The 25,955-nt window shown below is 59.0% G+C and carries 31 protein-coding genes and 1 tRNA gene; 18 read left to right on the top strand and 14 right to left on the bottom strand.

The window, feature by feature from the left end:
* Positions 1 to 16 precede the first annotated feature (16 nt).
* The 3 genes from nuoH to ACVWXF_RS09445 are packed head-to-tail and all read right to left on the bottom strand — an operon-like array spanning position 17 to position 2,622.
* Positions 17 to 1,138, bottom strand: coding sequence for an NADH-quinone oxidoreductase subunit NuoH (gene nuoH, locus ACVWXF_RS09455; RefSeq protein WP_414331864.1), 1,122 nt, complete (start codon positions 1,136 to 1,138; stop codon positions 17 to 19).
* 56 nt (positions 1,139 to 1,194) lie between these two features.
* Positions 1,195 to 1,398: a hypothetical protein gene (locus ACVWXF_RS09450; protein ID WP_414352220.1), complete on the bottom strand. Its 204-nt coding sequence runs from the start codon at positions 1,396 to 1,398 to the stop codon at positions 1,195 to 1,197.
* Positions 1,399 to 1,437: 39 nt separating this feature from the next.
* Positions 1,438 to 2,622 carry an NAD(P)H-quinone oxidoreductase subunit H gene (locus ACVWXF_RS09445; protein ID WP_041437160.1) on the bottom strand — a complete coding sequence of 395 codons (1,185 nt, stop codon included), beginning with the start codon at positions 2,620 to 2,622 and terminating at the stop codon, positions 1,438 to 1,440.
* 170 nt (positions 2,623 to 2,792) lie between these two features.
* On the opposite strand from ACVWXF_RS09445, the gene ACVWXF_RS09440 reads away from it, so the two are divergent.
* Positions 2,793 to 3,116 carry a DUF3288 family protein gene (locus ACVWXF_RS09440; RefSeq protein ID WP_457474251.1) on the top strand — a complete coding sequence of 108 codons (324 nt, stop codon included), beginning with the start codon at positions 2,793 to 2,795 and terminating at the stop codon, positions 3,114 to 3,116.
* Between the two features lie 70 nt (positions 3,117 to 3,186).
* Here ACVWXF_RS09440 and ACVWXF_RS09435 read toward each other — a convergent pair whose 3' ends face one another.
* Together ACVWXF_RS09435 and ACVWXF_RS09430 are read right to left on the bottom strand one after the other, a co-directional pair.
* Entirely contained in the window at positions 3,187 to 3,744 is a 558-nt protein-coding gene (locus tag ACVWXF_RS09435; RefSeq protein WP_414352218.1) for a carboxymuconolactone decarboxylase family protein, read from the bottom strand.
* Between the two features lie 165 nt (positions 3,745 to 3,909).
* Positions 3,910 to 4,164 (bottom strand): hypothetical protein, encoded by a 255-nt coding sequence (locus ACVWXF_RS09430; protein ID WP_041436298.1) that lies wholly within the window; start codon positions 4,162 to 4,164, stop codon positions 3,910 to 3,912.
* Positions 4,165 to 4,224: 60 nt separating this feature from the next.
* Between ACVWXF_RS09430 and ureG the strand changes: the two genes are divergently transcribed.
* The 6 genes from ureG to ACVWXF_RS09400 all read left to right on the top strand — a co-directional run bounded on the left by ureG (position 4,225) and on the right by ACVWXF_RS09400 (position 9,097).
* Positions 4,225 to 4,887, top strand: a complete 663-nt coding sequence (gene ureG, locus ACVWXF_RS09425) for an urease accessory protein UreG (RefSeq protein WP_414352217.1) — start codon at positions 4,225 to 4,227, stop codon at positions 4,885 to 4,887.
* Positions 4,884 to 5,687, top strand: a complete 804-nt coding sequence (locus tag ACVWXF_RS09420) for an urease accessory protein UreD (RefSeq protein ID WP_457474250.1) — start codon at positions 4,884 to 4,886, stop codon at positions 5,685 to 5,687. Before ureG ends, ACVWXF_RS09420 begins: the two co-directional genes overlap by 4 nt.
* Before the next feature lie 151 nt (positions 5,688 to 5,838).
* Positions 5,839 to 7,029 (top strand): RNA-guided endonuclease InsQ/TnpB family protein, encoded by a 1,191-nt coding sequence (locus ACVWXF_RS09415; protein WP_457474249.1) that lies wholly within the window; start codon positions 5,839 to 5,841, stop codon positions 7,027 to 7,029.
* A gap of 46 nt (positions 7,030 to 7,075) precedes the next feature.
* The gene (locus ACVWXF_RS09410; protein ID WP_457384889.1) at positions 7,076 to 8,143 is read left to right on the top strand and encodes a hypothetical protein; all 1,068 of its coding nucleotides are present in this window, start codon (positions 7,076 to 7,078) and stop codon (positions 8,141 to 8,143) included.
* A 58-nt stretch (positions 8,144 to 8,201) separates the two neighbouring features.
* Positions 8,202 to 8,281, top strand: a tRNA-Leu gene (locus ACVWXF_RS09405).
* A 204-nt stretch (positions 8,282 to 8,485) separates the two neighbouring features.
* Positions 8,486 to 9,097 (top strand): Ycf51 family protein, encoded by a 612-nt coding sequence (locus ACVWXF_RS09400; protein ID WP_457384888.1) that lies wholly within the window; start codon positions 8,486 to 8,488, stop codon positions 9,095 to 9,097.
* On the opposite strand, the gene ACVWXF_RS09395 is transcribed toward ACVWXF_RS09400, so the two are convergent.
* A complete protein-coding gene (locus ACVWXF_RS09395; RefSeq protein ID WP_457474248.1) occupies positions 9,025 to 9,942 on the bottom strand; it encodes an alpha/beta fold hydrolase in 918 nt (305 codons plus the stop codon). The genes ACVWXF_RS09400 and ACVWXF_RS09395 overlap by 73 nt on opposite strands.
* Positions 9,943 to 9,972: 30 nt before the next feature.
* A complete protein-coding gene (locus tag ACVWXF_RS09390; RefSeq protein WP_011432518.1) occupies positions 9,973 to 10,638 on the bottom strand; it encodes a Crp/Fnr family transcriptional regulator in 666 nt (221 codons plus the stop codon).
* Positions 10,639 to 11,054: 416 nt separating this feature from the next.
* Between ACVWXF_RS09390 and surE the strand changes: the two genes are divergently transcribed.
* Entirely contained in the window at positions 11,055 to 11,834 is a 780-nt protein-coding gene (gene surE, locus ACVWXF_RS09385; RefSeq protein WP_414343411.1) for a 5'/3'-nucleotidase SurE, read from the top strand.
* A gap of 22 nt (positions 11,835 to 11,856) precedes the next feature.
* On the opposite strand, the gene ACVWXF_RS09380 is transcribed toward surE, so the two are convergent.
* From ACVWXF_RS09380 to hisH, 3 genes are read right to left on the bottom strand one after another with little or no spacing between them, the layout of a single operon-like run.
* The gene (locus ACVWXF_RS09380) at positions 11,857 to 12,066 is read right to left on the bottom strand and encodes a pentapeptide repeat-containing protein (protein WP_414328915.1); all 210 of its coding nucleotides are present in this window, start codon (positions 12,064 to 12,066) and stop codon (positions 11,857 to 11,859) included.
* A complete protein-coding gene (locus tag ACVWXF_RS09375; RefSeq protein ID WP_457474247.1) occupies positions 12,063 to 12,536 on the bottom strand; it encodes an EVE domain-containing protein in 474 nt (157 codons plus the stop codon). The genes ACVWXF_RS09380 and ACVWXF_RS09375 overlap by 4 nt, the downstream gene beginning before the upstream one ends.
* A gap of 6 nt (positions 12,537 to 12,542) precedes the next feature.
* Positions 12,543 to 13,199, bottom strand: coding sequence for an imidazole glycerol phosphate synthase subunit HisH (gene hisH / locus ACVWXF_RS09370; RefSeq protein ID WP_457474246.1), 657 nt, complete (start codon positions 13,197 to 13,199; stop codon positions 12,543 to 12,545).
* Positions 13,200 to 13,267: 68 nt separating this feature from the next.
* Between hisH and hemW the strand changes: the two genes are divergently transcribed.
* The gene (hemW, locus tag ACVWXF_RS09365; protein WP_457474245.1) at positions 13,268 to 14,485 is read left to right on the top strand and encodes a radical SAM family heme chaperone HemW; all 1,218 of its coding nucleotides are present in this window, start codon (positions 13,268 to 13,270) and stop codon (positions 14,483 to 14,485) included.
* Positions 14,486 to 14,672: 187 nt separating this feature from the next.
* Here the strand turns inward: hemW and ACVWXF_RS09360 are convergent, their stop codons facing one another.
* A complete protein-coding gene (locus ACVWXF_RS09360; RefSeq protein ID WP_011432526.1) occupies positions 14,673 to 15,164 on the bottom strand; it encodes a YajQ family cyclic di-GMP-binding protein in 492 nt (163 codons plus the stop codon).
* A gap of 117 nt (positions 15,165 to 15,281) precedes the next feature.
* On the opposite strand from ACVWXF_RS09360, the gene ACVWXF_RS09355 reads away from it, so the two are divergent.
* Together ACVWXF_RS09355 and ACVWXF_RS09350 are read left to right on the top strand one after the other, a co-directional pair.
* The gene (locus tag ACVWXF_RS09355) at positions 15,282 to 16,118 is read left to right on the top strand and encodes an SDR family oxidoreductase (RefSeq protein WP_414416261.1); all 837 of its coding nucleotides are present in this window, start codon (positions 15,282 to 15,284) and stop codon (positions 16,116 to 16,118) included.
* Between the two features lie 128 nt (positions 16,119 to 16,246).
* On the top strand, positions 16,247 to 16,612 hold the full coding sequence (locus tag ACVWXF_RS09350; RefSeq protein ID WP_457392632.1) for an FHA domain-containing protein: 366 nt from the start codon (positions 16,247 to 16,249) through the stop codon (positions 16,610 to 16,612).
* Here the strand turns inward: ACVWXF_RS09350 and ACVWXF_RS09345 are convergent.
* Positions 16,599 to 17,867, bottom strand: coding sequence for a lipopolysaccharide biosynthesis protein (locus tag ACVWXF_RS09345; RefSeq protein ID WP_457474244.1), 1,269 nt, complete (start codon positions 17,865 to 17,867; stop codon positions 16,599 to 16,601). The two genes, ACVWXF_RS09350 and ACVWXF_RS09345, sit on opposite strands and share 14 nt — an antisense overlap.
* 138 nt (positions 17,868 to 18,005) lie before the next feature.
* On the opposite strand from ACVWXF_RS09345, the gene mrdA reads away from it, so the two are divergent.
* The 6 genes from mrdA (at position 18,006) to ACVWXF_RS09315 (ending at position 23,670) form a co-directional block, all read left to right on the top strand.
* Positions 18,006 to 19,919 carry a penicillin-binding protein 2 gene (gene mrdA / locus ACVWXF_RS09340; protein ID WP_457474243.1) on the top strand — a complete coding sequence of 638 codons (1,914 nt, stop codon included), beginning with the start codon at positions 18,006 to 18,008 and terminating at the stop codon, positions 19,917 to 19,919.
* Positions 19,920 to 20,234: 315 nt separating this feature from the next.
* Entirely contained in the window at positions 20,235 to 20,540 is a 306-nt protein-coding gene (locus ACVWXF_RS09335; RefSeq protein WP_414332065.1) for an HU family DNA-binding protein, read from the top strand.
* A gap of 35 nt (positions 20,541 to 20,575) precedes the next feature.
* A complete protein-coding gene (gene cobD / locus ACVWXF_RS09330; RefSeq protein WP_457474242.1) occupies positions 20,576 to 21,709 on the top strand; it encodes a threonine-phosphate decarboxylase CobD in 1,134 nt (377 codons plus the stop codon).
* 25 nt (positions 21,710 to 21,734) lie between these two features.
* Positions 21,735 to 22,394 carry a hypothetical protein gene (locus ACVWXF_RS09325; RefSeq protein ID WP_457474241.1) on the top strand — a complete coding sequence of 220 codons (660 nt, stop codon included), beginning with the start codon at positions 21,735 to 21,737 and terminating at the stop codon, positions 22,392 to 22,394.
* 282 nt (positions 22,395 to 22,676) lie between these two features.
* Positions 22,677 to 23,552, top strand: coding sequence for a hypothetical protein (locus ACVWXF_RS09320; protein ID WP_457474240.1), 876 nt, complete (start codon positions 22,677 to 22,679; stop codon positions 23,550 to 23,552).
* A complete protein-coding gene (locus ACVWXF_RS09315) occupies positions 23,539 to 23,670 on the top strand; it encodes a hypothetical protein (RefSeq protein WP_414373289.1) in 132 nt (43 codons plus the stop codon). The genes ACVWXF_RS09320 and ACVWXF_RS09315 overlap by 14 nt, the downstream gene beginning before the upstream one ends.
* Before the next feature lie 336 nt (positions 23,671 to 24,006).
* Here the strand turns inward: ACVWXF_RS09315 and ACVWXF_RS09310 are convergent, their stop codons facing one another.
* Together ACVWXF_RS09310 and purN are read right to left on the bottom strand one after the other, a co-directional pair.
* Positions 24,007 to 24,840, bottom strand: coding sequence for a PIN domain-containing protein (locus ACVWXF_RS09310; RefSeq protein ID WP_457474239.1), 834 nt, complete (start codon positions 24,838 to 24,840; stop codon positions 24,007 to 24,009).
* Entirely contained in the window at positions 24,837 to 25,499 is a 663-nt protein-coding gene (purN, locus tag ACVWXF_RS09305; RefSeq protein ID WP_457474238.1) for a phosphoribosylglycinamide formyltransferase, read from the bottom strand. The genes ACVWXF_RS09310 and purN overlap by 4 nt, the downstream gene beginning before the upstream one ends.
* A gap of 97 nt (positions 25,500 to 25,596) precedes the next feature.
* Between purN and ACVWXF_RS09300 the strand changes: the two genes are divergently transcribed.
* Positions 25,597 to 25,818, top strand: coding sequence for a hypothetical protein (locus ACVWXF_RS09300; protein ID WP_011432538.1), 222 nt, complete (start codon positions 25,597 to 25,599; stop codon positions 25,816 to 25,818).
* Positions 25,819 to 25,955: the final 137 nt, after the last annotated feature.

Raw genomic sequence — 25,955 nt, 5'->3', positions numbered from 1 at the left:
CCTCTTTACTTCTCATTCAACCCCCAAAAAAGGTGGGGAAGGCGAGCTTTAGGGCTGCCGTCAGCAGCAAGTTAACAAAGGATACGGGCAGCAAAAACTTCCACCCCAAGTCCAGCAGTTGGTCAATGCGCACTCGCGGCAAGGTCCAGCGCAGCAGGATGGCCAAGAAGATGAAGATAAAAGCTTTGACCATCGTCATGACAATGCCTAAGGCCGCCGCGCCGATCTGCAAGAAAGGGTTATCCAAAGGAATCCCGGCAAGTGCAGCAATCGTTTCCACCGGCACCACGAACGACCAGCCCCCCAAGTACAGCACTGCCGCAATCAGAGAAGCCAGCAGCAAGTTGGCGTAGGATCCCAGATAAAACAGGGCAAACTTCATGCCGGAGTACTCCGTTTGGTAACCGGCTACCAGCTCTTCTTCTGCTTCCGGCAAATCGAACGGGATCCGCTCCGTTTCCGCCAGAGCCGAGATCAGGAAAATGACAAAGCCAATGGGCTGCCGCCAGACGTTCCAGCTCAGAATGCCCAGGCCGCTCTGCTGCTCCACGATCCCCACCGTGTCCAGACCGTTGCTCATCAGCACCACGGCCAACACTGACAGGGCCAGCGGCAGTTCGTAGCTGATCGATTGAGCTGCCGCGCGTAGCCCACCCAGCAAGGAGTACTTGTTATTGGAACCGTAGCCCGACATCAACAAACCGATGGGTTGCACGCTGGAGGTGGCGATCAGGAAGAACACGCCAATGGCAATGTTGGAGATCAATAGGTTCTGGCCAAAGGGAACCACCAGGTAGCACAAAAAGACGGGCAGGAAAACCAATATCGGCCCCAGCGTGAACAAGACTGGGTCGGCCAAGATGGGCAGAACATCTTCTTTGGTCAGCAGCTTGATGCCATCGGCAATCGGGATCAGCACCCCCTGAGGGCCGGCCATGTTGGGGCCAATCCGCTGTTGGGCTGCTGCCGAGATTTTTCGCTCCAGCCAGGTCATGACCATCACCCCCAAGGTGGCGGCGATGATCAGCAGCAACATCGGCAGGGGCATCCAGAGGGCATGGGCTGCACCTGCTCCCAAGCCTAGGTTCTGTAGGGCAGTCTCGAAGCCAAGTTGTAGGTCGATACCAGCGTTTGTCATGGGGGTGAGTAGCTCCCTAGAGATGGCGGGTTGGGTAGGGTTTGGGATCCCTGTAGCTAGGTCTTGCCGTTGGGATCCGACTGGGGGGGGCGGTTACGGCGGCGTAGCTCCTGCTGGATGATGGCCTGAAGACGGGCATCGGATAGCTCCTCCGCGCGGCGGCGCCTTTCCTCTTGGTACTTAGCCCATTGCTTGGGGCCGATAACCGCAGCAATAGCAGACACAATCAACAGCGGCAGAACCAAGATCGCCCAGGCCATCGCCTTTGTCCTCGCTTTCCGTAAGTATCTTAGCGATTCCTAGCGATCCACCTCGCCCATGATGATGTCAATGCTGCCGAGGATGGCGATCATGTCGGCTACCTTCATGCCGCGAATGAGCTGAGGCAACACTTGCAAATTGACAAAGCCGGGGGGACGGATCTTCCAGCGCCACGGGCAGACGTTGTCGTCACCAACAATGTAAATGCCCAGCTCTCCTTTGGCGCTCTCCACCCGCACGTAGGCTTCCCCCTTGGGGATCTTGAAATTGGCGGAAGGCTTTTTGCTGATGAACTGGTAGTCCCCTTTGTTCCACTCCGACTTCGGCCCCTCCAGCATGCGCTTGGCTTCCAGGTTTTCAAAGGGGCCTCCTGGCAAAGCCTTGACGGCTTGCTGCACGATCTTGCAGGACTCCCGCATCTCTTTCATGCGCACCCGATAGCGGGCCAGGCAATCCCCTTCGGGGTAAACGGCCACCTCCCAGTCGAAGTCGTCGTAGCATTCGTAGTGATCCACTTTGCGCAGATCCCAGTTGACGCCACAGGCCCGCAACATGGGACCCGACAGACCCCAGTTGATGGCGTCTTGCTTGGAGATGGCTCCCACCCCTTCCAGCCGCCGGCGGAAAATCGGGTTGTCGGTCACCAGCCGCTCGTATTCATCCACTTTGGGCAAGAAATACTCGCAAAAGTCTAGGCATTTTTCCGTCCAGCCGTAGGGCAAATCCACCGCCACGCCGCCCACCCGGAAATAGTTGTTGTTGATCAAGCGCATGCCGGTGACGGCTTCAAACAAATCCAAGATCCACTCCCGCTCCCGCATGGCGTAGAGAAAGGGAGTTTGTGCGCCCAAATCTGCTAAGAAGGGGCCAAACCAGAGCAGGTGGTTGGTAATACGAGTTAGCTCCAACATGATCACCCGCAGGTAGCTGGCCCGTCTGGGCACGCTGATCCCGGCCAGTTTCTCAACGGCATTGACGGTGATGGCCTCGTTGAACATGCCGGCCCCGTAGTCCCAACGGGAGACGTAGGGCAGGTATTGCACCACCGTGCGGTTTTCGGCGATTTTCTCCATGCCGCGGTGCAAGTAGCCAATCACCGGTTCGCAATCGACGATGTTTTCGCCATCTAGGGTGACCAGCAGGCGCAAAACCCCATGCATGGAGGGATGGTGCGGCCCAAAGTTGAGCAACATCCGGTCGGTACGGGTCTCGATCATGGGCATGGGCATAGCCGCCGCCTCCGCAACTGAAGAATGTTTATAGTCTGCAACATTTGCAGTATAGCGGTTTTCTTCTGCCTTCTCGGGATCCCATGCCATCAAGGATCCCAATCCTCGATATTGAAAATCTCCAGGGGAACTCAACTAGAGTGAGAGAAAAAGGAGGGAGACCGATGGCTATATCCCGTTCACCCGCGAATGGCCCATCCCGGAGAGAGCAGCAACATCCGCAATATGCCACCGACCGAGCTGCGCTCGATGAGCTGATGGTGCAGGCTCAGGAGAGGCCCCTCTCCGAGTGGGTGCTGGCGGAAGTCGCCCGTTTGCGCATCCGTTACCACGGTTTCCCCGGTGCCTGGGATCTGCAGCGGGATTTGGATCAAATCCTGGAACAGTGGGGCCTGAGCGAAGAAGAGCTGTTCGCCCGGACTCGCCAGATCCATGCCCGCGGCCAGGTGTACGACCGCAGCTTTAGCACGCGAGACGACTGGGCCTAGAGGCAGGCTGGGGGGCGGGATCCCTCACCCCCATCCCCTCTCCCTCTGGGAGAGGAGAGCCCGCCGCTACCTAAGAGACGTGAAGTTGCTCGGCAAAGACGGGATCCAAAGGCACATCTAGGGCGGCAATCACCTTGGTCCAGAAGTTCATGAAGCCAATCCAAGCCGATAGCTCCACCAGATCTTCATCTGACCAAATGGCTTTTAGCTGGGCAAAGAAGCTGTCGGTCACCACCATGCTGGGCACGGTCATCCGCTCAGCGTACTCGATGGCCAGCTTTTCCGCCTCGGTGTAGAGGGTGCTGGTGCGGGCCTGGGCCACCGCCGCAATTTTGGCAGGGGAGGCGCCGTACTTTTGCGCCTGCAGGGTGTGGTAGGGAAGGCAGTAGTGGCGGCAGCCGTTGATTTGGGCAATGCGGATGCTGACCAGCTCCTTCAGCTCTTCAGGCAAGTTGGGGTTTTGGGTGTGCAGCGCCCCGTAGAGGTTCATCACGGCTCGCATCAGTTGGGGCTTGTGGGCCATCACCTGCAGGGGGTTGAGGGCGGTGCCGTAGGTTTTCTCCAGGCTTTCGTAAACCTTTTGCAGTTGCTTATCGGCTTTCTCTGGGGTAACAGGAGGGATCCGCATGGACAGTCTGTAAAATTGCAGCATTCTCGACTTTAGCGCGTCTGGGGGATCCGCCCAAGCCTGAGGGGCGCTTCACGGTCTGGGGGAGGGATCCCTTCTCCCGTTGAGAAGGGGGCCTTGGTCTTTTGGTTTCGTTCCAGACACTCCTGCAGGGCTTGCAACCTGTCAAGGATTGCCCAAGGATTGCTCAACGGCTTCCACCTGCTGCTGGGTGGCGGTAGCCCCTTGGTTGAGGGTTTGCTGGATCTGTTCCCGAGATTGGTAAATCTGCAGCGGCCCACCTTGAGGGATCCCTTGCTGGGCAGCTTCTGGGCTGGCTTGCTCTGGTCTCGGCTCCGAACTCAGCGGGTTGCGATAGAGGCGGTTAACCAGCAAAAATCCCACCAGCACCACAGCAGTTGCCACCAAAAGCCGAACCATACCCGGATCCCTTGCAAGCTTCTGATTCTAGAATGCCCTCAAAGAGCATTAGGTGGTCAGATGTTGGGCAAAGTTGTGCAGGCTTCCCAGCCGGTACGGGTTGGCATTGGCGGCCCGGTGGGATCCGGAAAAACCGCTTTGGTGGAAAAGCTCTGCTTGGCGCTGCGGGACCACCTGTCTTTGGCGGTGGTGACCAACGATATCTATACCCGCGAGGATGCCGAGTTTTTGGTGCGGGCCAAGGCCCTGGAGGCAGAGCGGATCATTGGCGTAGAGACCGGCGGCTGCCCCCACACCGCCATTCGGGAAGATGCCTCCCTCAACCTAGACGCCATTCAGGAGCTGGAGCGCCGCTTTTGCCCCCTGGATCTCATCTTGGTGGAATCGGGGGGGGACAACTTGGCAGCTACCTTCAGCCCGGAGCTGGTGGACGCCTGCATTTACGTCATCGACGTGGCCGAAGGGGACAAGATCCCGCGCAAAGGCGGGCCGGGGATCACCCGCTCCGACCTGCTGGTGATCAACAAGATCGATCTGGCTCCCTATGTGGGAGCAGACTTGGGGGTGATGGAACGGGATGCCCGTCGCATGCGGGGAGATAGGCCCTTTGTCTTTACCAACCTGCGCACGGGTGAGGGGCTGGAGCAGGTTCTCAGTTGGCTGGAGCGGGAGGTGCTGTTTCGGCCCATCAAGGCCGACCCCCCCTCGGTGAGCCGCCTGTGAACTTCGGTAAGGCCATCTTGAAGGCAACCCGCCGAGGCGAACATACCCGTATTTGGGAGTATTCTCAGGCTCCCCTGCAATGGCTGGGATCCCCTGGGGAGCCACCTGTGTACTACCTGCGCAACCCCAACGGCGGCCTGCTGGGTGGGGATCGCCACCGGATCGAGATCGGGCTGGGGCCAGGCTCGGCGCTGGAAATTCGCACCCAAGGGGCAACGCGGCTGCATCCCGGCTTGATTCGGCAACAGGTCAAGGTCAAGCTGGCCCCCACCAGCCAGTTGATCTGGATCCCTCACCCGACCATTCCGGGGGCAGGGGCAGACTTTCGCCAGCAGGTGCAGATCGAACTGGATCCCACAGCCCGCCTGGCCTATGCCGAGATCTGGACTGCCGGACGACTGGCCATGGACGAGCGCTGGCAGTTTGAACATCTTGCCAACTGCCTGCAAGTTTGGGTCACTGCTGGGATCCCATGCTCCCCCGAGGGGAGAAAACTCTGGCTGCAGGAACACATAGACCTGCACTTTCCCCATCGGCAGGTCTCCGCCGCGTCAGTGCTGGGATCCCATCTCTGTTGGGGATCCCTGTACTTGCTGGGGGATTGGCCGGAACCCACTTGGCTGACCGTTCACATCAGCGGAACGGAGTCCCCATACTGGCTGGTCAAGTCTCCGGATCCCATCTGTAAGGGTTGGATTCTGCGCCAGGTGGGGCCACAGGCAGAGGCCATTTGGCGGCATTTTGGCCAGGTTGCACTACAGCTTGCTCAAGCCAAGGGTGGCTCACCCCAGGGGTGGTAGACTAAGGCTGACTCAAACCAACTGGTTGACCCAAGGCCGAGACGGAGTCCTTTGAACGCTGCTCAACGGATTCTCAGCTAGAAATCGCAGGAGCCCCGCACTGTACCCGTAGGGTCAGTGTCGGGAGGAATGCGGAAGTTATGATAGAACCATGACCCAAGTCCTGACCGTATCCTGCAAGCTCAAGGCGTCCCAGTCGCAAGCCGCCAAATTGGACGCGACTTTGGAGGCTTTTGGCCAAGCCTTGAATTGGGTCAACCAGAACACGCCGGAGAAAGTCGCCAACGCCGTTAAGCTCCAGTCTCTGTGCTACCGCGAAATCCGTGCCCGGTTCGGCTTATCCAGTAACTTGGCTCAGCAGGTCTGCAGACAGCTGGCCGGCGCCCGTAAAGTTGCCCAACAGAAAAACCGCCCCGTCAAAGCGTTCAAAGGGGGCTTCGCTACCTACGACGCTCGTATCTTTTCGTTCCGCGAGAAAGACTGGACGGTGTCGCTGACCACGGTTGAAGGGAGAGAACGCTTTGAGCTAGCCATTGGTAACTACCAGAGGGGAATGCTGGCTGGCTCTAACCCCAAATCGGCCACCCTAGTCCAGCGGAAGGATGGCTCCTACTACATCCAGATTTGCGTAGAGGAAAAGCCACCCAAACAAGATACCGACAAGGTGATCGGGGTGGACTTGGGAAGGACGGATATTGCCCATACGTCAGAGGGGGACAACTGGAATGGACAGCAGTTGAACAGAGTCCGAGACCACTACTCCCGGTTGAGGGCGGTACTCCAACGCAAAGCCAGTAAGGGCACCCGCAGTTCGCGGCGCAGATGCCGTCAACTGCTGCAACGGCTGTCTGGCAAGGAGAGACGCTTTCAAGTGTGGGTCAATCATCGCATCTCCAAAGCTATTGTCTCTAGGGCAAAAGCTACCAACAGCGCTATTGCTCTGGAAGACTTGACAGGGATCCGGAAAAGAGTCAATCAACAACCCCGCAGCAAAGCCGAGCGGCGCAGGGCCAACAGTTGGGCGTTTTATCAACTCCGTCAATTTTTGGAGTACAAGGCTCTGCGTGCAGGGGTTGCTTTGATTCTGGTGCCGCCTGCCTACACGTCGCAGACCTGCCACCGGTGTTTGCACATTCATCCCGACCCTGCGCAATCCTATCGCAGTGGCAAGCAGTTCAAGTGTGGGCACTGTGGATGGGAAGGGGATGCGGACTTGAATGGTGCGAATGTGATTGCGCTTTTGGGGGCTGTCGTAAACCAGCCTAGAGGTTCGGGCTTGTTTTGTTCTCTGGTAGAGCAGAACAGGCTCAGGGCTACTGAAAGCCCGCTCCGTACCGCTTAGCGGTCGGAGCCGGGTAGTTTACGGCGCCAACAAAACTGGCCAGTTTGTGCGTATCCTCAATTTGATGCGGGAGCACATCCCAGAAGCCGACTCTGCCAGAGCCGCCTTTGCCCGCTTTTGGACTGCTGAGTACTTGGCCGGCGCCGATCCCGCAGATGGAATTGAATTTTTCCAGACCCGGCTGCGCCCCCTCTTTGAGACCAACTATTTCCGCCCCATTGGTGAGAGCGGTAACCCCGTTGACTTTTTCCCGGTGCTGGATTTTCCCTTCGTGCTTCTGTTTGGGCTGGAATTTTTGCTGCGCACGGTGGCCATCAGCCGCCGCTACACCGGCGTCAATTGGCTGGATGCCATGCTCTGGCGTTGGTACGATGTGCTGTTGCTGCTGCCCTTTTGGCGCTGGCTGCGGGTGATCCCCGTCACCATCCGGCTGGGACAAGCACAGTTGCTGGATCTGGAGCGGGTACGCGCCCAGGTGAGCCAGGGCTTTGTTACCAACTTCGCCGAGGATCTGACGGAAGTCATTGTCGTGCGGGTGATCAACCAAATCCAGGTATCCATTCAGCGGGGATCCCTGCCCCTGCTGCCGGCAGCGCGTACCCAGCGCGACTACATTGATATCAACAACACCAACGAGCTGGAGGCGATTGCCAACCTGGTTTTTCGCATTGTTCTCTACCGCGTTTTGCCCCAGGTGCAACCGGAATTGCAACAACTGCTCCGCTATAACCTGGATGGCCTGCTCAAGCAGTTGCCTGCCATGCAAACTCTAGAACAGCTTCCCGGCCTGGGATCCCTGCCTGGCCAACTGACGGAGCGCCTGGCCAACGAGCTGACCACCACCACCTACAAAACCCTGACGGGCAGTTTCGAGGATCCCGTCGGCTCCAAGCTGGCAGCGCAACTGATGCAGCGGTTTGGTGAGGTCTTGGCACGGGAACTCAGCCAGGAGCATGCTTCGGAAGAAATTCGCTCTCTCCTGCAAGACTTGCTGGAAGAGATCAAAATTAACTACGTCGAGCGGCTATCCCACGAGGATCTGGAGGAGGTGATGGAGCAAACCCGCCAGCTTCGGCAAAAGGCCCAGCAACTGGAGAAAGACCGCCGCCGATAGAGTTCGGGGGATTGGTTGACGAGGTTTCGCCAGTTCAGTAGGATAATGGTTCCAAGTCGGGCGAGTGGCGAAACTGGTAGACGCACCGCACTCAAAATGCGGCGGGAAACCGTGTCGGTTCGAATCCGACCTTGCCCATGCTCCTCAAATCTGTAGGGCTCGCCGCTTTCTGTGTTTGGTAGGTTGATCCGTCTTGCCTCTTCTCACAGGGGTTTGGTGATAGAACCAGCCAAGCCCTTCTGGAGCAGGGTGCCAGCGGGACGGAGTCCTTAGATAGGGCAGCCAGAATCGGGCTCATCCTGCATCCTAGAGATGAAGCTCTAGCCGCTAAACTGGGGAATCATGGATGCAACTTTGGAATCTTTCTTTGCCTCTGCCACCCAAATTGGGCTAGGTCTAGCAGGCTTGCTGGCTGTGCTCACCCTGCTGGCCTGGATCCGCAATTGGCCCTTGAAGTTTGCGCTGGTGGGCTACACGGCGTTTGCGCTGGTTTTAACGGCGGGATGTTTTGCCCTCAGCTTGGGGCCGATCTTTCGCTCCCGCATTCCCGGTGCTGCCCCCTACACCACCGTCTATGACCAAGGGGCGGATCGAGCGGTTATTGCTGTCAGCCCGGATATCACCCCAGAGCAACTGATCCTCACCCTGAAGCAGGCGGCCAGCGATTTGGGATCCCCGGGCCGCTTCTCCACCGGTTCGCCGGTGTTCACCTTGCGGGCCCGCACCGTCATCCATCCCGAGCCGGGAGTTTCCGAGCCGTTGCTCTTGGGCACGCTGCAACAGCCGTTGGGAAAGCGCCTGCGCACCCCAGAAGAACAACAGCAGCAGCAGATCCATCTAGAGGAAGAGGCCTTTGCCCGGCTGCTGAAGTTGGCCCAGGGTCAGGCTTCTGCCGCCTTGTCTGCAGAGGGAGCGGAAGAGCCAACCACCGGGATCCCACTTGCCCAGTCTTGAGCGCTGAGCCAGCGGCGCAGATCCTGTCCCACCCGGTCGGGGATCTCCCAGGGAAAGAGATGAGCCACGTTGGGATAGACAATGCAGGTGCAGTGGGGCAGGGCGCGGGCTGTGGCCAGGCTGCTGTTGGCGGTGATGTGGCGATCCCGCTCGCCGGCCATAAGCAGTACCGGGATGCGAATTCGGTGCAGATCTCCCTCGCGGTTGTAGCCCCGTTGCAAAGCGGCGCGCAGAGCTTGGCGAGCCTGGGGGGAGGTGTGCAGATAGGCGGGCAAGGCCATGTGCGCCAAATACCGATAGGCCGTTGGGGTCTGTTGCTGCATCAGGTAGCGGTAAAGGGAGCGACGGCCAAAGGTCTCGATGTTCCATTCCCAGCCGGGCCAAAGCCAGTTGAGCAGCGAGGCAACGCCGGTGTTGACCTGATCCCAAAAATCGGTGGGGGGATGGTTGCTGCGGGGGCAGGCGGCACTGGCCACCAAGACCAAACCCTTTACCCGCTGCGGCAGCCGCAAAGCCAACTCCAGGGCCAGGATCCCGCCCAAAGACCAGCCCAGCACCAGACACGCCTGCCAGCCCAGGCGATCCAGCAGCCGCTCCAAGTCCTCTAGGTGATCCTGCATCTCAAAGGGATCCACCACCTGCGAACGTCCATAGCCGCGTAGATCTGGCGCCACACAGGGGTGCATTCCCGCCACTGCCTCTGCAAATACCGCCATGCAGTCGGCATTGCCCGGATGGCCGTGGAGCATCAAGATTGGGAGGGAGGGGATCCCTTTTCCCCAAGTACGGTAGTGGAGCTGCAGGCCCATCGCGTCAGCAGTGCAGTTCCCGACTGCTGTAGGCATAACACTCTGGATAGCATCTAGACAGCAGGGTTAGGCGCTGGCCGCCTTCTTCGGAGTGGGCTGGAGCTTTACCCCGTTGGGAATGCAAATTAAGTTTTGATCCAGCACCTGCACAAACCCTTTCGAACGCAGGGATCCCAGAAGACGAGTCACCGTCACGCGGGTGGCCCCAATGGCATCCCCAATCTGGGCATGGGTAAGGGGCCAGGGGAGATACATCCCTTGTTCACAGGGCTGTCCATACTCTTCGATCAACAGGCTCAAGAAGCCCTTGAGGCGATCGATGGCGCGCCGTTGGCCCAGATTTCCCAACCACAGCAGCTTCCGTTGCAGTTGCTGGCGGAAGTTTTCCTGAATCTTCTGGTGCAGATAGGGCCACTGCTCCAGATCCTGCCAGTAAAACCACATCACCGTGGTGCGATCGGCGTGGGTGCAGGCTTTCAACTCAAAGCGCTCTGGGTTGCTCAGCTCAAAAGGAAATCCAGCCGTGATGAACCCAACAAAGACCTCCCGCCGCTCTGGAGTTTGGCTGACCAGGCGCACCACTCCCTCTTGGGTGATGTACACCAATCCCGGACGAGTGGGAATGCGCACGTCTTTGGGAAAGGTGCGACAGCGGTAGTGCTCCTCGGCCCACTGGCAAAGCTCACGCCATTCCTGAGCCTCTGTTGCCGATGTGATGGAAACAAGTGACATGAGATCAACTTCCTGTCGCTCGAGCGACCTGATGGGTTTTACAGACTTTCCAGCTTTACCCGGCTGTAGGCTATGCAACGCTTCCGCGTTCGCGCCGGCGGTGCGGAGCACCTACACGTCAACGGGACGGAGTCTTAGGAAGATGGGGATGGAGAAACAGCAAGATACACACAAGAAGGCAAATACAAAGAGGAAGGAAACCGCAGGGTTTACTTTACCTTAGCTTCATAATGGCACTTGACCTCATGGGGTGACATTGTGTTCCTACTGATATTGTTCAAAAGGCTACGTCCAATAATAACCCCAAGAAGCCGTAAATTTTCAGATTCTGCCGCTGAACTCGGCTACCTGGGGGATCAGCGCAGATCATTGGGTCAGACTGGTGTATGTCTAAGGGCGGGTGTGGGGTGGCTGGGATGAATATTCTCATCAGCAACGACGATGGCATCCAGGCGGCAGGGGTGCGGTGTTTGGCGGCAGCGCTGGCCCAGCTGGGGGGGCACCAGGTAACGGTGGTCTGTCCGGATCGGGAGCGCTCGGCCACCGGCCATGCCTTGACGTTGCACAAGCCGCTGCGGGTGGATCCGGTGCGGGAGGGATTTCCTCCAGAAGTGCAGGCCTGGGCCTGTTCGGGCACCCCTTCCGACTGTGTCAAGTTAGGTCTGGACGGGCTATTGGATCGTCCTCCCGATTGGGTGATTTCCGGCATCAATCAGGGAGCCAATCTGGGCACGGATGTGCTCTACTCCGGCACCGTCTCGGCGGCAATGGAAGGGCTATTGGAAGGGATCCCCAGTTTGGCGGTGAGCCTGGCCAGCTTTACCCATCAGGATTTTCAGCCGGCAGCGCAAGTGGTGCTGACGTTGCTGGAGAAACTGAGCTTGAAGCCCTTGGGGGAGCCCATGCTGTTGAATGTGAATGTGCCGCCATTGTCGGCTGCCGAGATGCGCGGCATGGTTCTAGCTCCTCTGGGCTGGCGCAAATACACCGATATCTACGAGAAGCGGGTGGATCCGCGCGGCAAGGCCTACTACTGGCTGGCAGGAGAGGTGGTGGAAGAGGGGGTGGATCCCCGCTCGGATGTGCGGGCCGTTGCTGAGGGCTATGTGTCGATTACGCCCCTGCAGCCGGATCTAACGGCCTACGCGGCCTTCGATAGCCTACAGCGCTGGGGCCTCTCAGCCTTTGGCTCATGAATTTTAAGCCGGTGAGCTGGGGTCAGCGCCGAACAATGTCATCCCCTCCAAATTTTGGGTCGAACTCGGCGGGAAAGCGGGTGTTGGCACTGTAGATTGCCCCTTCCAGAAAAGCGCTCTTTAGGTTGTCCATCGACAGATTGGCCCCTCGCAAATCCGCCCCCGTTAGATCCGCCCCACTTAGGTCGGCGCCACGCAAATTGGCCCCACTCAGGTTGGCCTCGCCCATCATAGAGGAGACTGCGTAGAAACTCCCGTCAGCGCCAGCAATCGTTTCGCCACCCCTTCGGCAACCGGCATGACCGACAGTCGCGTGCCCCGTCGTACTACTTCCAGCTCCTCTGGGGTGAAGGTGTCTCGCAATTCAGCCAAAGGGATCAATCGCCCAAAGGCTGAGACAAACCGCACTCGCACCGTGTACCACCGGGGATCTGCTGGAGTGGACTTGGGATCATAGTAGGGGCTGGCAGGGTCGAATTGGCTGGGATCCACCACGTGGGTTTCCAGGATCTCCATCAAACCGGCAATTCCGGGTGGCTCGGCATTGGAATGGTAGAAAAAGGCGCGATCCCCCACCTGCATGGCTTTTAGATAGTTGCGGGCTTGGTAGTTGCGCACGCCATCCCAGAGGGTTTGGCCTTCCCGCTGCAGATCCCAGATGCTGTAAACGCTGGGCTCAGATTTCATCAGCCAGTAGTTCATGGGGCACTAGGCTCTGGGAGCAGATAAGGGGGAACAACGGGCAACAAACTCGACAAAGTTGCGCAGCATCTTCAAGCCGTAGGGGCCGGACTTTTCTGGGTGAAACTGGGTAGCAAACAAGGTGCCGCGGGCAATAGCGGCTACACAGGTTTGGCTGCCGTGTTGGGTGGTAGCAGCCACCCAGCTTGGGTCATTGGGCACTGCGTGGTAGGAGTGGACAAAGTAAACCCAGCTTTGATTCGGGATCCCTGCCCAAAGAGGCGATTGGGGTTGGGTAAGGTGCAACTGGTTCCAGCCCATGTGGGGGATACGCAAGCCCGGCTCCGGTCGAAAGCGCTGCACCCGTCCAGGCACAATGCTCAGCCCTGGCTCTGTTCCCTCTTCGCTGCTTTCGAACAAAACTTGCAGCCCAAGGCAAATGCCTAAAAAAGGCTGTTGCCGCTCCACAGCTTCCCGGATCGCTTTCCCAAAGCCCCGCGCCCGCAGCTGCTGCATGGCTGGGTCAAAGGCCCCATCGCCGGGCAGGACAATGCCGTCAAAAGCCGCTAGTCCAGTTGGCTCTGTTACTAGCTGCACCTCAGCTCCGGCCCGCTCCAGCCCTTTGCAAGCCGAATGCAGATTTCCCGCCTCATAGTCGATCACCGCCAGGCGTACAGTCCCCATGGGATCCCTTCTCGTGAGGAGTTTAGGAGTCTATCAGTATAGTGGTTCTAACCCGTTTGAGCTGACTCATGGCTGTGGCAATTGCTTCGCACGATCCCACTCCGACCGGTACTGCTCCGCAACCCTGTCGCGACCAGGTTGATTGGCCTGAGGCGGCTTACCTGCACATCCCTTTTTGTCGGCAACGCTGCCACTACTGTGATTTTGCCACCGGCCTGGGCACCCGCAAGTTGATGGAAACCTACGTGCAGATGCTCTGCCGGGAGATCGGCGGCGCCTACCGCTACCGCCATCTGGCCGGGGATCCCAGACCGTTGACCAGCATTTTTTTCGGGGGTGGCACCCCTTCTCTGCTGACGGTGGAGCAACTGGGGCGGATCTTGACTCAATTGAGGGAGAGGATCCCGTTTCATCCCGACTGCGAGATTTCTCTGGAGGCCAACCCCGGCACCCTGACGCGGGAGCAGTTGGCGGGCTACCGGGAGCTGGGGGTCAACCGCATCAGCCTAGGGGTACAGGCATTTCAGCCAGAGCTGCTGGCCGCTTGTGGTCGCCTGCATGGAGTGGAGGAAGTTTACGAAGCCGTGGCCGACTTGCAGGCGGCGGGCTTTGAGAATTTCAACCTGGATTTGATCTTTGGGCTGCCCTACCAGACTTTGGAACACTGGCAGCAGTCTCTACGAGCTGTTCTTGAGATTAACCCCACCCATGTCTCCGTCTATGATCTGACGATTGAACCGGGAACCCGCTTTGGTCGGATGTACCGACCGGGAGCAGCACCTTTGCCCAGCGAGGAAACCACAGTTGCCATGTACCTAATGGCGCGGGAGCTGCTCACCGAAGCGGGCTACATCCACTACGAAATCTCCAATTTTGCCCGCCCCGGCTACGCCTGTCGCCACAACCGAGTGTACTGGAAAAATCGCCCTTACTTTGGCTTTGGCATGGGATCCGTCGGCTACGAGGGGGGACGGCGCATTCAGCAGCCCAAAACCCTTTACCACTACTTCGAGCAGGTGAAAGTCGGAGTCCACCCTCTCCCTCCTGAAGCATCCCCAGAGGAAGTTTGGATGGATACTTTGATGTTGGGGTTGCGTCTAAAGGAAGGTCTGGATTTGGGCCATTTGCAAGAGCGTTTTGGCCGGGCAAAGGTCGAGCAAGCTTTGGAGAAGCTGGATCCCTATTTTGAGAAGGGATGGGCCAGCTGTGAGGCAGGCCGGCTACGGCTGATTCCGCCCGATGGCTGGCTATTTTCCAATGAGATTCTCAGAGACTTGCTGGCTTGATTCCGACGGTTACTTTCACAAGATTTCTCACCAGAGCCCCCTATCCCAATTGGCCGAAAACTCAAGCTTTGAGGAGCGTAGGCCATCACCATTTCCAGCAGCCATTAAACCCAACATTTCACAGATCCTGAGATCTCTAATCTTGCAAGAGGGGTTGAGGGGAAAGATACGGAAGCCCAGAGGATCCCTATCGATAGTTGACAAATTGCAGCGCCACCGGGTAGTCCTGCTGCCTAAGCATTTGAATGACCGCCTGTAGCTCGTCTTTATCCTTGCCGGAAACGCGCACCAGATCCCCTTGAATGGCAGGCTGCACTTTCTTAAAGTTGTCGCGGATTTGCTTGGCGATCTGTTTGGCCAGTGTGGCATCAATGCCCTTTTTCAGGTGAACCACCTGGCGCACTCGGTTGCCGCCGGCGCTCTCTGGGGGTTGGAAGTCGAAGATCTTCAGGGATAGACCCCGCTTGGCCGCTTTGGTAAGAAGCAGATCCCGAATGGAGTTGAGGGCCATGTCGTTGGCGGTGGTGATGGTCAGGGATCCCTCCTCCAGCTCAATTTCCGTCTGAGTATCCTTGAGGTCGTAGCGCTGTTTGATCTCCCGTCGGGCTTGATCCACAGCGTTCACCAGTTCCTGCCGATCGAAATCGCTGACGATGTCAAATGAGTAGGTAGAGGCCATACACCCTATCCTCGCTATTGTTCAGTATCTTAAGCCCTCAGCCAAGCAGGGATCCCTAACTCTCGGAGAAGCTACAACAGGTAGAGGGATCCCAGTCCAGATTTGCGGAGAAGCAGGATGGCCGATGTTGTTTTAATTACAGGCGCTTCTGAAGGCATCGGCAGAGCTACTGCCTTTACCTTTGCCCGTGGGGGTTACCGATTGGCGCTGGCTGCCCGCACTGCCGAAACCCTGAAGCAAACGGCCATCGACCTAGAGCAAAGCCTCAACGCCGAGGTCTTGGCCGTTCCCACCGATGTCACGCAGCCAGAACAGGTGCAAAACCTGGTGGAGAGAACTCTGGAACGCTATGGCCGCATCGACTGCCTGATCAACAACGCCGGTATCTGCATGAGTGGCCCTTTTTTGCAAACTACCCTGGAACACTGGCAGGCTTTGATGGCGGTCAACTTTTGGGGCTACCTCCACACCATCCGAGCCGTGCTCCCCGACATGTTGAAGCGCAAAAAAGGCCAGATCATCAACGTGGGATCCATTGGCGGCAAAATGCCCCTGCCCCAGATGAGCGCCTATTGTGCCAGCAAGTACGCGGTCAGTGGGCTGACAGAAGCGCTGCGTCTGGAACTGCAACCCCAAGGGATCCAGGTAATTGGCGTCCATCCGGGCATCGTCAGCAGCAATTTCCTCAAGCGAGCCATTTTTCTGGATGAGGTGGGGCCAGCGTCCTCTCCCGACAGCCAAGCCCAAACCTCAGGTGGCAAAGCCCGCGAGCAAATGCAACAGGCGCTGGAGAGTTTTTGGGTCAGCCAGCCGGAAGAAGTTGCCGAAGCCATTTGGGATGCCGCTCGCCAGTCCAAGTCAGAGGTGGTGGTGGGCATGGCCCAATGGGCGGTAGGAGCTTACACCCTCTTCCCCGGATGGGTCGGCTCATTGCTCCAGAATGTTCCTCGCTAGCCCACTGGATCGGTCGAGAGTTCTGGGGCGCTGGATGAGCGATTCTGCAGACCCAGCGATAGCAGGAAGAAGGCTAAACTTCGGTATAGTTTGAGGTACGGTTAAACACTGGTATTGACAGCGGAAGTATGGTTGAATCTGCGCCTTCTCCTTCCGGTACCCACCAGCACATCTTGATCGTGGAAGACCGAGATGGCCGCCGTACCCAGGTGCTGGGATCCGCCAAATACTTCATCGGTCGGGACTTGGCGAACGACATCTGTCTCAACTCTCAGTATGCCTCCCGCTACCACGCCATGCTGCTGCGGATTCCCGCCGAGCGAGAGGGAGAATATTGCTACCGCATTTTGGATGGGGATCTGGAAGGTCGCCCCAGCACCAATGGCTTGTTGATCAACGGCCAGAAATTGACCACCCACCAGCTCAAGTCGGGGGATGTGATCACCTTCGGCCCCGATGCCAAAGCCACCTACAAAATTGTTAAGGCTCCCTAGGCCCAGATCTCTGCAGAGCGTGCAATCGCCCCCCAATCAACAGCAGCAAAGCCAGCACCAAGGCCATCTCCGACAGCAAGGTCGCTAGGGCCGCCCCCTGCCAACCCCACCTTGGGATCCAAGCCCCGTTTAACAGCCCATTCAGCCCCAGAGCCATCAGTTGCAGACGGCTGCGGGGCTTTTGCAACCCTGCCCCGGTGAGCAGGTGAGACAGCAAAAGGTGGATCCCCTCTAGCAAAATGACCGGGCTGAGCCAGCGCAGGATGAGGGCCGTTTCCCGGTAAGCCGATCCCAGCACCCAGGGGATCCCGTAGGATCCCAGGGCCAGCCCCAGAGCAGCCAAACTGCCGTAGCCCACCACCCAAGGGAAAAGCTGCCAGGCGTAGCGCCAGCCTTGCGGAAGGCCCTTCTGCCCTTGGCGGCACAGCTCGGCAAAATGGCTGGTGAGCAGAGCAATCATCGGCGTTTGCGAGAAGTTGATCACCCGGTAGGCAGCGCTGTAAAGACCCCCCGCTGCTGCTGAGGCCAAACGGGGCAAGAGCAGCTTGTCCAAATCGGTGAAGGTTTTCACCGCGGCCAGCCCCACCGCAAAGTCCCAGCCCGCTGTCAGCCGTTCCCGCAGATCTCGCCAGCTCAGGGCCAAGGGGAGAGAAGGCTCGCTCCACCGTCCCATCCCCCTCGCGATCAGCAGCAGCACGACCAACACCATCAGGCCGTACAGAATGGCCCATTGCACCAGGGATCCCCAGCCCAAGGCCACCGCCAGCAATACTGCCCCCAATCGCCCCAGCGCCATGCCGGTGTCGATGAGGGCCACGCCGGCAACCTGCTCTCGCCCAACCAGGATCCCTCTGTACACCTCTGGCACTGCGACGAACAGCAGATCGCTCAAGAGCAATACCCCCACCACCGCTGCCGGCGTCCCGGCCAGCCAAACGCTCAAGAGGGGCCACAACACCAGCGCCATCCCCCCACAGCCCAATCCCGCCAGCCATAAGCTGGGGCCAACCCCCTGGGTGCAAGTCGGGGATCCCTGCCGGCTGAGGCGCTGGATCAGCAGTTCCGATTGGCCCAAATAGCCAAACGGGGCGGCCAGGTTGCTGCAGGCCAAGATGGCAGAGAAAACCCCGAAGGCTTCCGGCCCCAACAGACGGGCCAACAGGATGAAATAGGCCCCGGACAACCCCAGGCGCAGGCCATTGCCCACCATCAGCCAGGCAGCCTGGCGTAGCCGCTGTTGTTCTGCTCTATCCACGCTGCCACTCCTGGACGAGGCTTGCCAGAGCCAGGGATACTGGATGGATGCTGAGAGGGCCCGCCCAAGAGCGGGCATCTCCTCTCGATTTTGGGTGTATCGGTTGCAATTCTTCTGGCAAGTTCATGTGGCAAGTTCATGGCCAAACTCTACCCTGTCAGCGACGCCACGCGAAGCCCCCACACCTTGACCGGACGGGATCCAAAAGCCCTGTTCTCCCCCCATTCCAGGCCGCCTGCCCCTCGCCGGGTGCTTCCCCCACCCCCGCCGGACGGCGGTAGTCCTCGTTGGCTGGGATCCCTGCCGACCAAAACGGTGGGGCAAGGCTATCGGGCCGTTGTCTTGCTCTTGCTGGCCAGCCTGCTGCTGTTCGGAGGGCTAGGATCCCGTCTGGCCTACCTGCAGTTGGCGCGCACCCAGTATTACCGCCAGTTGGCCGATACCAACCGCATTCGCCTGCTGCCCCAGCCGCCAGAACGCGGGCGCATTGTGGATCGCAACGGTGTATTGCTGGCGGGCAGCCGATTGTCCCACTCGGTCTTCCTCTGGCCTCTGGTGCAGTCGCGGCAGCGCTGGCAGGAGATGATCCCCAAGTTGGCAGACTACTTGAACATCGCCCCTGAGGAGATCGCCCAAAAGCTAGAACAGGCTGGATATCGTTCCCCTTTTCCCGTGCGCATCCTGCGCAACGCCAGCCCCCAGGTGGTCATTCAACTGGAGGAGATGAGCCGCGAGCTGCCGGGGGTGATGGTGGAGGCGGAGACGGTGCGGTTTTATCCCCACGGCGACTTGGCCGCTCATCTGCTGGGCTATACCGGCGAGATCTCGCAGGAACAACTGCGGGCGGATCCCAGCTATCGCCTGGGGGATATCGTTGGCCTGATGGGAGTGGAGGAATTGTTCGAGAACCATCTGCGCGGCCAATGGGGCGGGCGACAGGTGGAGGTGGACGCCATGGGAGAGGTGCTGCGGGTGCTGGGGGAACAAGCGCCCCAACCGGGCAACACCCTGCAGCTCACTTTGGATGTGCGGCTGCAGCAGGCGGCAGAGCGAGCCCTCGGCCAGCAAAAAGGAGCGGTGATCGCCATGGATCCCAGCGATGGCTCGATCCTGGCCATGGCCAGCTATCCCACCTTTGATCCCAACCTCTTTTCCAGCCGCATCACCCAAGCCCAGTGGGAGAGCCTGCAGCAGCAGGATTTTCCCTTCCTCAACCGCGGCCTGCGGCCCTATCCCCCCGCCAGCACCTACAAAATCATCACCACCGCTGCCGGGATTGAGTCGGGAGCCTTTCCCCCGAATACGGTGCTGCAGACCGGCCCCTACATCCAGGTGGGAGGGTGGCGCTTTTGGGACTGGAACCGGGCCGGCTTCGGGCGGCTGAACTACCGGCAGGCGATGGCCTACAGCAGCGACACCTTTTTCTACCAAATCGCCCTCGGCACCAAGGCTGCCCCCTTGCAAGAATGGTCGCGCCGCTTTGGGTTGGGACAACTGACCGGGATTGGCCTCAAAGGGGAAGCCGCGGGTCTGGTGCCGGATGCTGAGTGGAAGCAGCGCCACTGGCGCGAGCCCTGGTATGTGGGCGACACGGTCAACATGTCCATCGGCCAGGGATTTATTACCGCTACGCCGCTGCAAATGGCGGTGGTAACGGCGGCAGTGGCCAATGGGGGCTGGCGGGTGCGCCCCTTGCTCTCGCACCAGGTGATCCCGGAAAGCCCTGTGCCGCTGCGCCAAAAGGTGCGCCAAAAGGTAGGTCTTTCCCCTGCCACCCTGGAGATCCTGCAGCAGGGGCTGCGAGATGTCGTGGTTTACGGCACTGGCGGCAACGCCAACCTGGGGCCAGGATTTCCCCCAACGGCTGGTAAAACCGGCACCGCAGAGGATCCGCCGCGGCGATCCCACGCTTGGTATGTTGGCTATGCTCCCTACGACCGGCCCGAATTGGTGGTCGTGGTCTTTCTGGAAAACAGCGGCGGTGGGGGTGGATCACGGGCCGCTCCCATCTTTCGAGAGGTGATGCGGGCCTACTTCCGACCCGAGTCGTGAGCCCTAGCTTTCTGTCGGATCCGAGCCAACTGGGTATATGCAGTCTCTTGTCTCCCAGAAAATTGCGTTAAGATCCCCTAAAACCCCTTGCCCAGCAGGCTTCTGCCCTAACTTAGCTGTAGAATATGTCAGTGATTTGGAGCTCAACTGCCACAATCCTGCCATTCGCGCCAGTGGCGCCTTGGCGCATTGCAGGGCAAGCCCCGCTCCCACACACTGAGAACACTCTGGGCCGTGGCCGCTCTGCAACGCCTGAGCGAATCCGCGATCCAGGGAACGCTCTAACTTTATTGCCTAACTCAAAAGGAGATCAGGATGAACAAGGCAGAACTTGTTGATGCCGTCGCTCATCGCGCCAATGTAACCAAAAAAGAAGCGGAGGCTGTCATTTCCGCCGCACTGGAGATCATTGTCGAGGAGGTCGCATCCCGCGATGAAAACGGTGAACCCAAGGGGAAGGTGACCCTGGTGGGCTTCGGCTCCTTTGAGGCTCGCAAGCGCAAAGAGCGGGAAGGTCGCAACCCGAAAACCAACCAAAAAATGGTGATCCCAGAGAGCATCGTCCCCACTTTTACGGCGGGCAAGTCATTCCGCGAAGCAGTAGCAGGGGGGAAATCTTAATTTCGCCGGGTTGGGACTCGGCTGCTGGGTAGGGCGTGGAGCAGCCTCGACATGGTGGCAATTGGGCTTGGGGAGCAGCAATCGCTGGCTGCTCTCCCCAGGAGATTCTGGATTTTTCGGCCAGCTTGAATCCGCTGGGCCCACCGGAATCGGTCTTGCAAGCTCTGACTCAGGCGCTGTCTGCAGCAGACCCGGTTGTAATCAGCCGCTACCCGGATCCCGACTATCGGGAGTTGCGCATCTGTTTAGCCAACCATTGGGCCGTCGATCCCGAGTGGATCTTTGTGGGCAATGGGGCAGCGGAGTTGCTCACCTGGGCAGCCCGGGATGCGCAAGGGCGGGAGGTATGGCTGCCCCAGCCTGCTTTTGGGGATTATGCGCGGGCTCTGCGGGCGGCAGGGGCGACCATCAAGCCGCTGCCTTTTTTCCCCGGCCAGGGATCCGCCGGTTTTACCCTTCTGCAGGAACCCCTTCCGGCGGCAGGCAAGGGAAGCCGGGTGCTCTGGCTGAACAACCCCCACAACCCGACGGGCCAGCTCATCCCGCAGCAAGACATCCTGCCTCTCCTGGCCCAGTTCGACCGGGTGGTGGTGGACGAGGCTTTTATGGACTTTTTGCCGGGGGAGCCCACCCTGAGCTCAAACTCCAGCTCGTCGGCAATGCCCCGCAGCCAAACCTTGATCCCCCACCTGGCGGCTCATCCCAACACCATCGTCATCCGTTCCCTCACCAAGTTTTTCACCCTGCCCGGCTTGCGCATTGGCTTTGCGGTGGGGCACCCGGATCACTGGCAGCGCTGGCGGCAGTGGCGGGATCCCTGGAGCGTCAACGGATTGGCGGGAGTGGCAGTGGCGGCAGCTTTGGCCGATGAGGACTTCCGCCGGCGCACCTTGGCCTGGCTACCCGTGGCCCGAGAGCATTTGCTCAGGGGTTTGCAAGCGCTGCCCGGCTGGGATCCCTGGCCTGGTCAAGCCAATTTTGTGTTGGTGCGCTGCCCTGGCTCTGCCACGCAAATTCAGCGGGCGCTGCTGCAGCGGCACCGGATTCTGGTGCGGGATTGCCTGAGTTTTCCCGAGCTGGGAGATCGCTACCTGCGCATTGGCCTGCGCACCCTGCCGGAGCAGGAGCAGTTGTTATCCGCCTGCCGGGAGATCCTGGAGAATAGCTAGGGATTTTTCTGCGGGAGAAATTCTCATGCCCGAAGCTACCGCCTTTTGGCCCGAATGCAACGCCCCTATCGTGCGGGGGGTGGCCCATTACAGCGATCTGGAGTTGCTGCGGGCCTTTCAACGGCAGCCGGAGGTGGCCCGCTACTTCATCGGCCTGTTTTGCCGCTACTGCCAGTGGGTGGACGGGATCCTTGCCGAGCATCTGCCGCCAGAGCAATGGGCTGCCTATCGAGAGCAGGTTTGGTTGCGGCTTTACCCGCGCCTGCAGCGCCTAGATGTCCACAGCCTTGTGGGAGAAGCGGCTGGCGAAGGGGATCCTGTGCTGCGACCCTGGCTGGCGGAGCAAACCCGTGAGCTGATCCAATCCTTGGATGGGATCCCCACCCACCCTCAAGCTTCTCACGGCCTCAACTCCACCAGAGGCGGGGCGAAGTCCTCTCTTTCACCGGCACTGGCCTGTTATTTGACTGCTGGTTTGGATACCTTGCCGGGGGATCTGCGCTTCATTCTGCTGCTGCGGGATCGGTTTGGCTGGTCACCGGTTCGCATTGCCGACCAACTCAAGGCTGACGGATATTACCTCGCCCCAGAAGACGTGGATGCCATCGTTGCCTCTGCCCGCCAGATCTTGCTTCAGAACCTACCGACAGATGTGCGTGCCCTCTATCTGGAGGCAAAGCCCTAGAAGACTGCCATAGCCCTGTGGCATGGTGGTTTATGGCAAGGTATGGGGCGCTGGCAATCCTTGTTCCCAAGGTGGGTTCTCCTGTTAGGCTGTTTCCGGCTGTAACAGTGGATCGGCATTGTTTGCTCTCCGACTTTACATCAAGTTGAGTGTGGGCTGTCTATGAGTCCTTCTCCGCTTCCCCCAGACCCTACCCAACCCCTGTCTCCGGCACAGCAGTCCCATTCACATCCAGTTCCTCAACTTGCTCTTCAGGAGGCGCTGAGCCATCTGCATTTGGATGTGCTGAAAGAACTGGAGCGATTCCGCCTCTGGCAGCGTTTGCAGCGCATGGACTCTGTCCCGCCCCCACGAGCAGGTCAGCTTGGGAATACCAGCTCTGTACAGCGCCCTTCACCTGTGCTCATTCAAGAGGTGGTGGAAGACTTGGAAGAGGAAGAGATGCCACGGGGATCCTTTTCGCCCCTCTGGGTCTTGCTGCTGTGGGTGCTTTCCTGCGCGGGGATTGGCTTTGGGGTGCGCTGGCTGATCTGGCCGGAAGAACTGTCCCTGCCCCAAAGCGCTGCCCACAGGGCGGAAGAAGGGATCCCTGCCCAGCTGGATTTGGCCCAGTTGCCCCTGATCCCACTGGAACCGGTGGAAGGGCAGGTGGGAGAGGAGTTCTATTCCGGTGGCTTGGATCCGGATCGGCTGGCGCTGGGCTTGACGGCCACCCCGGACTTGAAGGACGTACAGGTGGATCCTCTTCAAGGCGTTCCTAACCTGCTGGACAGCCTGCAGACCGACTTGGCCTTGGCTTCCAAGGAACCCTCTCCCCCCAGCTTGCAAACGGTGGAGCAGTTGGCAGCCAGCCTGGAGCGCCCGTCCCAACCTTCATCGCCTACCTCTGTGGGATCCCAGAACGTGGTGCCCCTAAGCGACAACAGCGTAGACTCTCTGGGGCCGAACCGCGGCGAGGGAACCTTCTTGGTGCTCACTACCTACTCGGGAGATGAGAGCTTGGCACGTGCTCGAGAAGTTTCTGATGGGGCCTTTGTCAAAGATGTGAATGGCCAGAAGTTTGTGCAGTTGGCAGCATTTAAGCAACTGGAGTATGCCCGCTATCATGCGGAAACCCTGAAAAATAAGGGCTTTAACGTTACAATTGCTGAGCAGTAACTTTGGCCATCCCGTCACTGCTGACCTGCGCCAAAACCCAATTCATCCTGGTTGGCAGCAAACTTTGTATTTCAGGGATCCCATCTTGGGAGAAGAGCTGGAGTCGATCCCATTGTAGTCATTTCAAGTTAGGTTAAGACGCTTCCCAACTGCTCAGCGGTGCCGCCCAAGCCTTCCACGCCGCTTCCGCGACCACCCCTAGGCAATGCGACGGAACAGTTTCATTCCTCATTACGGTCGTTTCATTCCAACTAGGACACTGCACTCACACCTAAAACAACACTAAAACAAACGTTAAATGCACAGGGCCAGAGGGCTTTTCAAGGACTCCGTCCCGCTGGCGCGATCAGCAGCCCAGGAGTCTCACCCTAACCTGAAATAACTGAAACGACTATAAAATGACTGCGGCCGGCTGAAGACCGGAAAGGGTCTTAAGTTGGTTCGGAATAACTGGCTATAGATCCCGAATCCAAGGGATCCAAGAGAGAGGTAGCCGCTGCCAGATCCCTTCACTTCCTTCTGGATCGAGCAGGCGCCAGGCCAGCAACCCGGTTGCCGAGAGGAAAACCAGGGCCAGCAACAACGCAAGGGCATTCTGTAGGCTTTTCAAAAAGGGCCAGAGGCGGGCTGTGCTCGGCCCCACCTGAGCAGCTCCAGACCGCTGCCGCGCCTGGGCGGGGGGGTTCCCGGAAGCTGGAGAGGAACTCAAGGGACGGGCAGGTGGAGCGAGGGTAGAGGACGTCAACTGGGCGGCAGGAATGGGTGGCCCTGGTAACCGATTCAAAGCCATAACCACAGCCTGAGGGCGCTGCTGCTGACGCATCCACCGGTTCAGCTCTGCCAGAGAGATGGCACAGAGGTTGTTGAGACCCAGACCCTGAATTCGCCCCACCAAAGGCCGGTCGTTGCTGACCAAAACCACCAGCGTTCCCGGCTGCTGCTGGGCCAGGGCATAGGCGCATTCGGCAATCGCTTCTTCCAAACGTACCCTCATGGACTGATCGCCGGCACCAGCACCACCCACCAGGGCACGGGCTTCTGAGACGGCAAACCCTAGACTGGGCCAGTGGCGCAAAAACTCGCGGGCTGTCGATTCTTCTTGGGGATCAATAGCCTGCCGGCTCAGGCGTTCTAGCTCGGCCATCACTGCCTGCGGCAGCACACACACCCCAAATCGAGCCCACTCTTGCCATAGAGCCAGACGACCGGCCAGGATCACCGGGCTATCGAAGACGAGGAGAGGCGGGATCTCGGCCATGGGATGCGCCAGCGTTGGACTTAACCTCAATTGTGCAGCTTCCCCGAAGACTTGGGTAGCAGGGATCCCTCTGCCAGGCAGACGCGGATGGCCAGTGGGTAGAGGCGGTGCTCCTGGGTCTGGATGCGCCGGTAAAGGGATTCCACAGTATCTTCGGGCAGAACCGGCACGGCTGCTTGGGCCACGATGGGGCCACTGTCCATTTCCAGGGTGACCCGATGAACGGTGCAGCCGGCGATTTTCACACCGCACTTCAGGGCTTGTTCAACGGCACGCAGGCCCTTGAAACTGGGCAGCAGGCTGGGATGCAGGTTCAAGACGCGATCCGGGTAGGCGGACAACAACACCTGGGTAACCAGGCGCATCCACCCGGCCATGATCACCCATTCCACGTGATGCTGCCAGAGCACCTGGACAATGGCGGCGTCCAGATCTTCGCGACGGGGGTAGTCTCGGTGGTCGAGCAAAACGCAAGGGATCCCTCGCTTTTGGGCCCGCTGCCGCACATAAGCTTTGGGATTGTTGGTGATGACCACAGCAATCTGGGCCTGCAGTTCCCCAGCCTCAATGGCTTGGGCAATAGCTTCGAAATTGCTGCCATTGCCGGAAGCCAGAATGCCAAGGATCCCCGGTTGAGAGGGCACTGGGATCCCGTCGGGATCCGGCCAGAGTAAGCTGGGTAGGTTCATGAGCGCTTGGTGGGAAAGTCTGCAGCCCCGCTATTTTAAACCCAAACAGATTCCCTTCTGGTTCTGGCCAGGTTGATCCAGAGAGGGATCCAAAAACTTGACCGTCGCCGGCTTTGACAGGCGCACCCGCGCCATCGAGCGCTGCACGGATCAAGCCCAAGAGGAGCTGCGGGAGATGCCTCAAGAAATGCGGAAAATGCAGCAGGAGATCCGCGATCTCTCAAGCTCCTCCAAAAATAGGCCAAGTCGATCAAGTCGATCCCAGCAGTTGAGGCCGGATCTTATGGACTCCGTCCCACTGTGGCGAGCGGCCACCTGATCTAGAGTGGGTCTAGAGTCGGAAAGCATGGGCAGTGGGTGTGAGAGCATGACTCTAGTCAATAATAAGCTCAACTATACTGAAAATAATGTATAATATGTTCAGTACGGATTACTACCAGTTGATCTTTCTGTTTA

This window comes from Thermostichus sp. MS-CIW-40 (genome assembly GCF_054058315.1).
The sequence above is the reverse complement of the archived record's forward strand: the minus strand, read 5'-3'. Positions and strand labels throughout refer to the sequence as shown.

Excerpts from the sequence above, each read along its gene's own strand:
- nuoH (WP_414331864.1), bottom strand. The coding sequence starts at position 1,138 with ATGACAAACGCTGGTATCGACCTACAACTTGGCTTCGAGACTGCCCTA.
- ACVWXF_RS09450 (WP_414352220.1), bottom strand. The coding sequence starts at position 1,398 with ATGGCCTGGGCGATCTTGGTTCTGCCGCTGTTGATTGTGTCTGCTATT.
- ACVWXF_RS09445 (WP_041437160.1), bottom strand. The coding sequence starts at position 2,622 with ATGCCCATGATCGAGACCCGTACCGACCGGATGTTGCTCAACTTTGGG.
- ACVWXF_RS09440 (WP_457474251.1), top strand. The coding sequence starts at position 2,793 with ATGGCTATATCCCGTTCACCCGCGAATGGCCCATCCCGGAGAGAGCAG.
- ACVWXF_RS09435 (WP_414352218.1), bottom strand. The coding sequence starts at position 3,744 with ATGCGGATCCCTCCTGTTACCCCAGAGAAAGCCGATAAGCAACTGCAA.
- ACVWXF_RS09430 (WP_041436298.1), bottom strand. The coding sequence starts at position 4,164 with ATGGTTCGGCTTTTGGTGGCAACTGCTGTGGTGCTGGTGGGATTTTTG.
- ureG (WP_414352217.1), top strand. The coding sequence starts at position 4,225 with ATGTTGGGCAAAGTTGTGCAGGCTTCCCAGCCGGTACGGGTTGGCATT.
- ACVWXF_RS09415 (WP_457474249.1), top strand. The coding sequence starts at position 5,839 with ATGACCCAAGTCCTGACCGTATCCTGCAAGCTCAAGGCGTCCCAGTCG.
- ACVWXF_RS09400 (WP_457384888.1), top strand. The coding sequence starts at position 8,486 with ATGGATGCAACTTTGGAATCTTTCTTTGCCTCTGCCACCCAAATTGGG.
- ACVWXF_RS09395 (WP_457474248.1), bottom strand. The coding sequence starts at position 9,942 with ATGCCTACAGCAGTCGGGAACTGCACTGCTGACGCGATGGGCCTGCAG.
- ACVWXF_RS09390 (WP_011432518.1), bottom strand. The coding sequence starts at position 10,638 with ATGTCACTTGTTTCCATCACATCGGCAACAGAGGCTCAGGAATGGCGT.
- surE (WP_414343411.1), top strand. The coding sequence starts at position 11,055 with ATGAATATTCTCATCAGCAACGACGATGGCATCCAGGCGGCAGGGGTG.
- ACVWXF_RS09380 (WP_414328915.1), bottom strand. The coding sequence starts at position 12,066 with ATGATGGGCGAGGCCAACCTGAGTGGGGCCAATTTGCGTGGCGCCGAC.
- ACVWXF_RS09375 (WP_457474247.1), bottom strand. The coding sequence starts at position 12,536 with ATGAACTACTGGCTGATGAAATCTGAGCCCAGCGTTTACAGCATCTGG.
- hisH (WP_457474246.1), bottom strand. The coding sequence starts at position 13,199 with ATGGGGACTGTACGCCTGGCGGTGATCGACTATGAGGCGGGAAATCTG.
- hemW (WP_457474245.1), top strand. The coding sequence starts at position 13,268 with ATGGCTGTGGCAATTGCTTCGCACGATCCCACTCCGACCGGTACTGCT.
- ACVWXF_RS09360 (WP_011432526.1), bottom strand. The coding sequence starts at position 15,164 with ATGGCCTCTACCTACTCATTTGACATCGTCAGCGATTTCGATCGGCAG.
- ACVWXF_RS09355 (WP_414416261.1), top strand. The coding sequence starts at position 15,282 with ATGGCCGATGTTGTTTTAATTACAGGCGCTTCTGAAGGCATCGGCAGA.
- ACVWXF_RS09350 (WP_457392632.1), top strand. The coding sequence starts at position 16,247 with ATGGTTGAATCTGCGCCTTCTCCTTCCGGTACCCACCAGCACATCTTG.
- mrdA (WP_457474243.1), top strand. The coding sequence starts at position 18,006 with ATGGCCAAACTCTACCCTGTCAGCGACGCCACGCGAAGCCCCCACACC.
- ACVWXF_RS09335 (WP_414332065.1), top strand. The coding sequence starts at position 20,235 with ATGAACAAGGCAGAACTTGTTGATGCCGTCGCTCATCGCGCCAATGTA.
- ACVWXF_RS09325 (WP_457474241.1), top strand. The coding sequence starts at position 21,735 with ATGCCCGAAGCTACCGCCTTTTGGCCCGAATGCAACGCCCCTATCGTG.
- purN (WP_457474238.1), bottom strand. The coding sequence starts at position 25,499 with ATGAACCTACCCAGCTTACTCTGGCCGGATCCCGACGGGATCCCAGTG.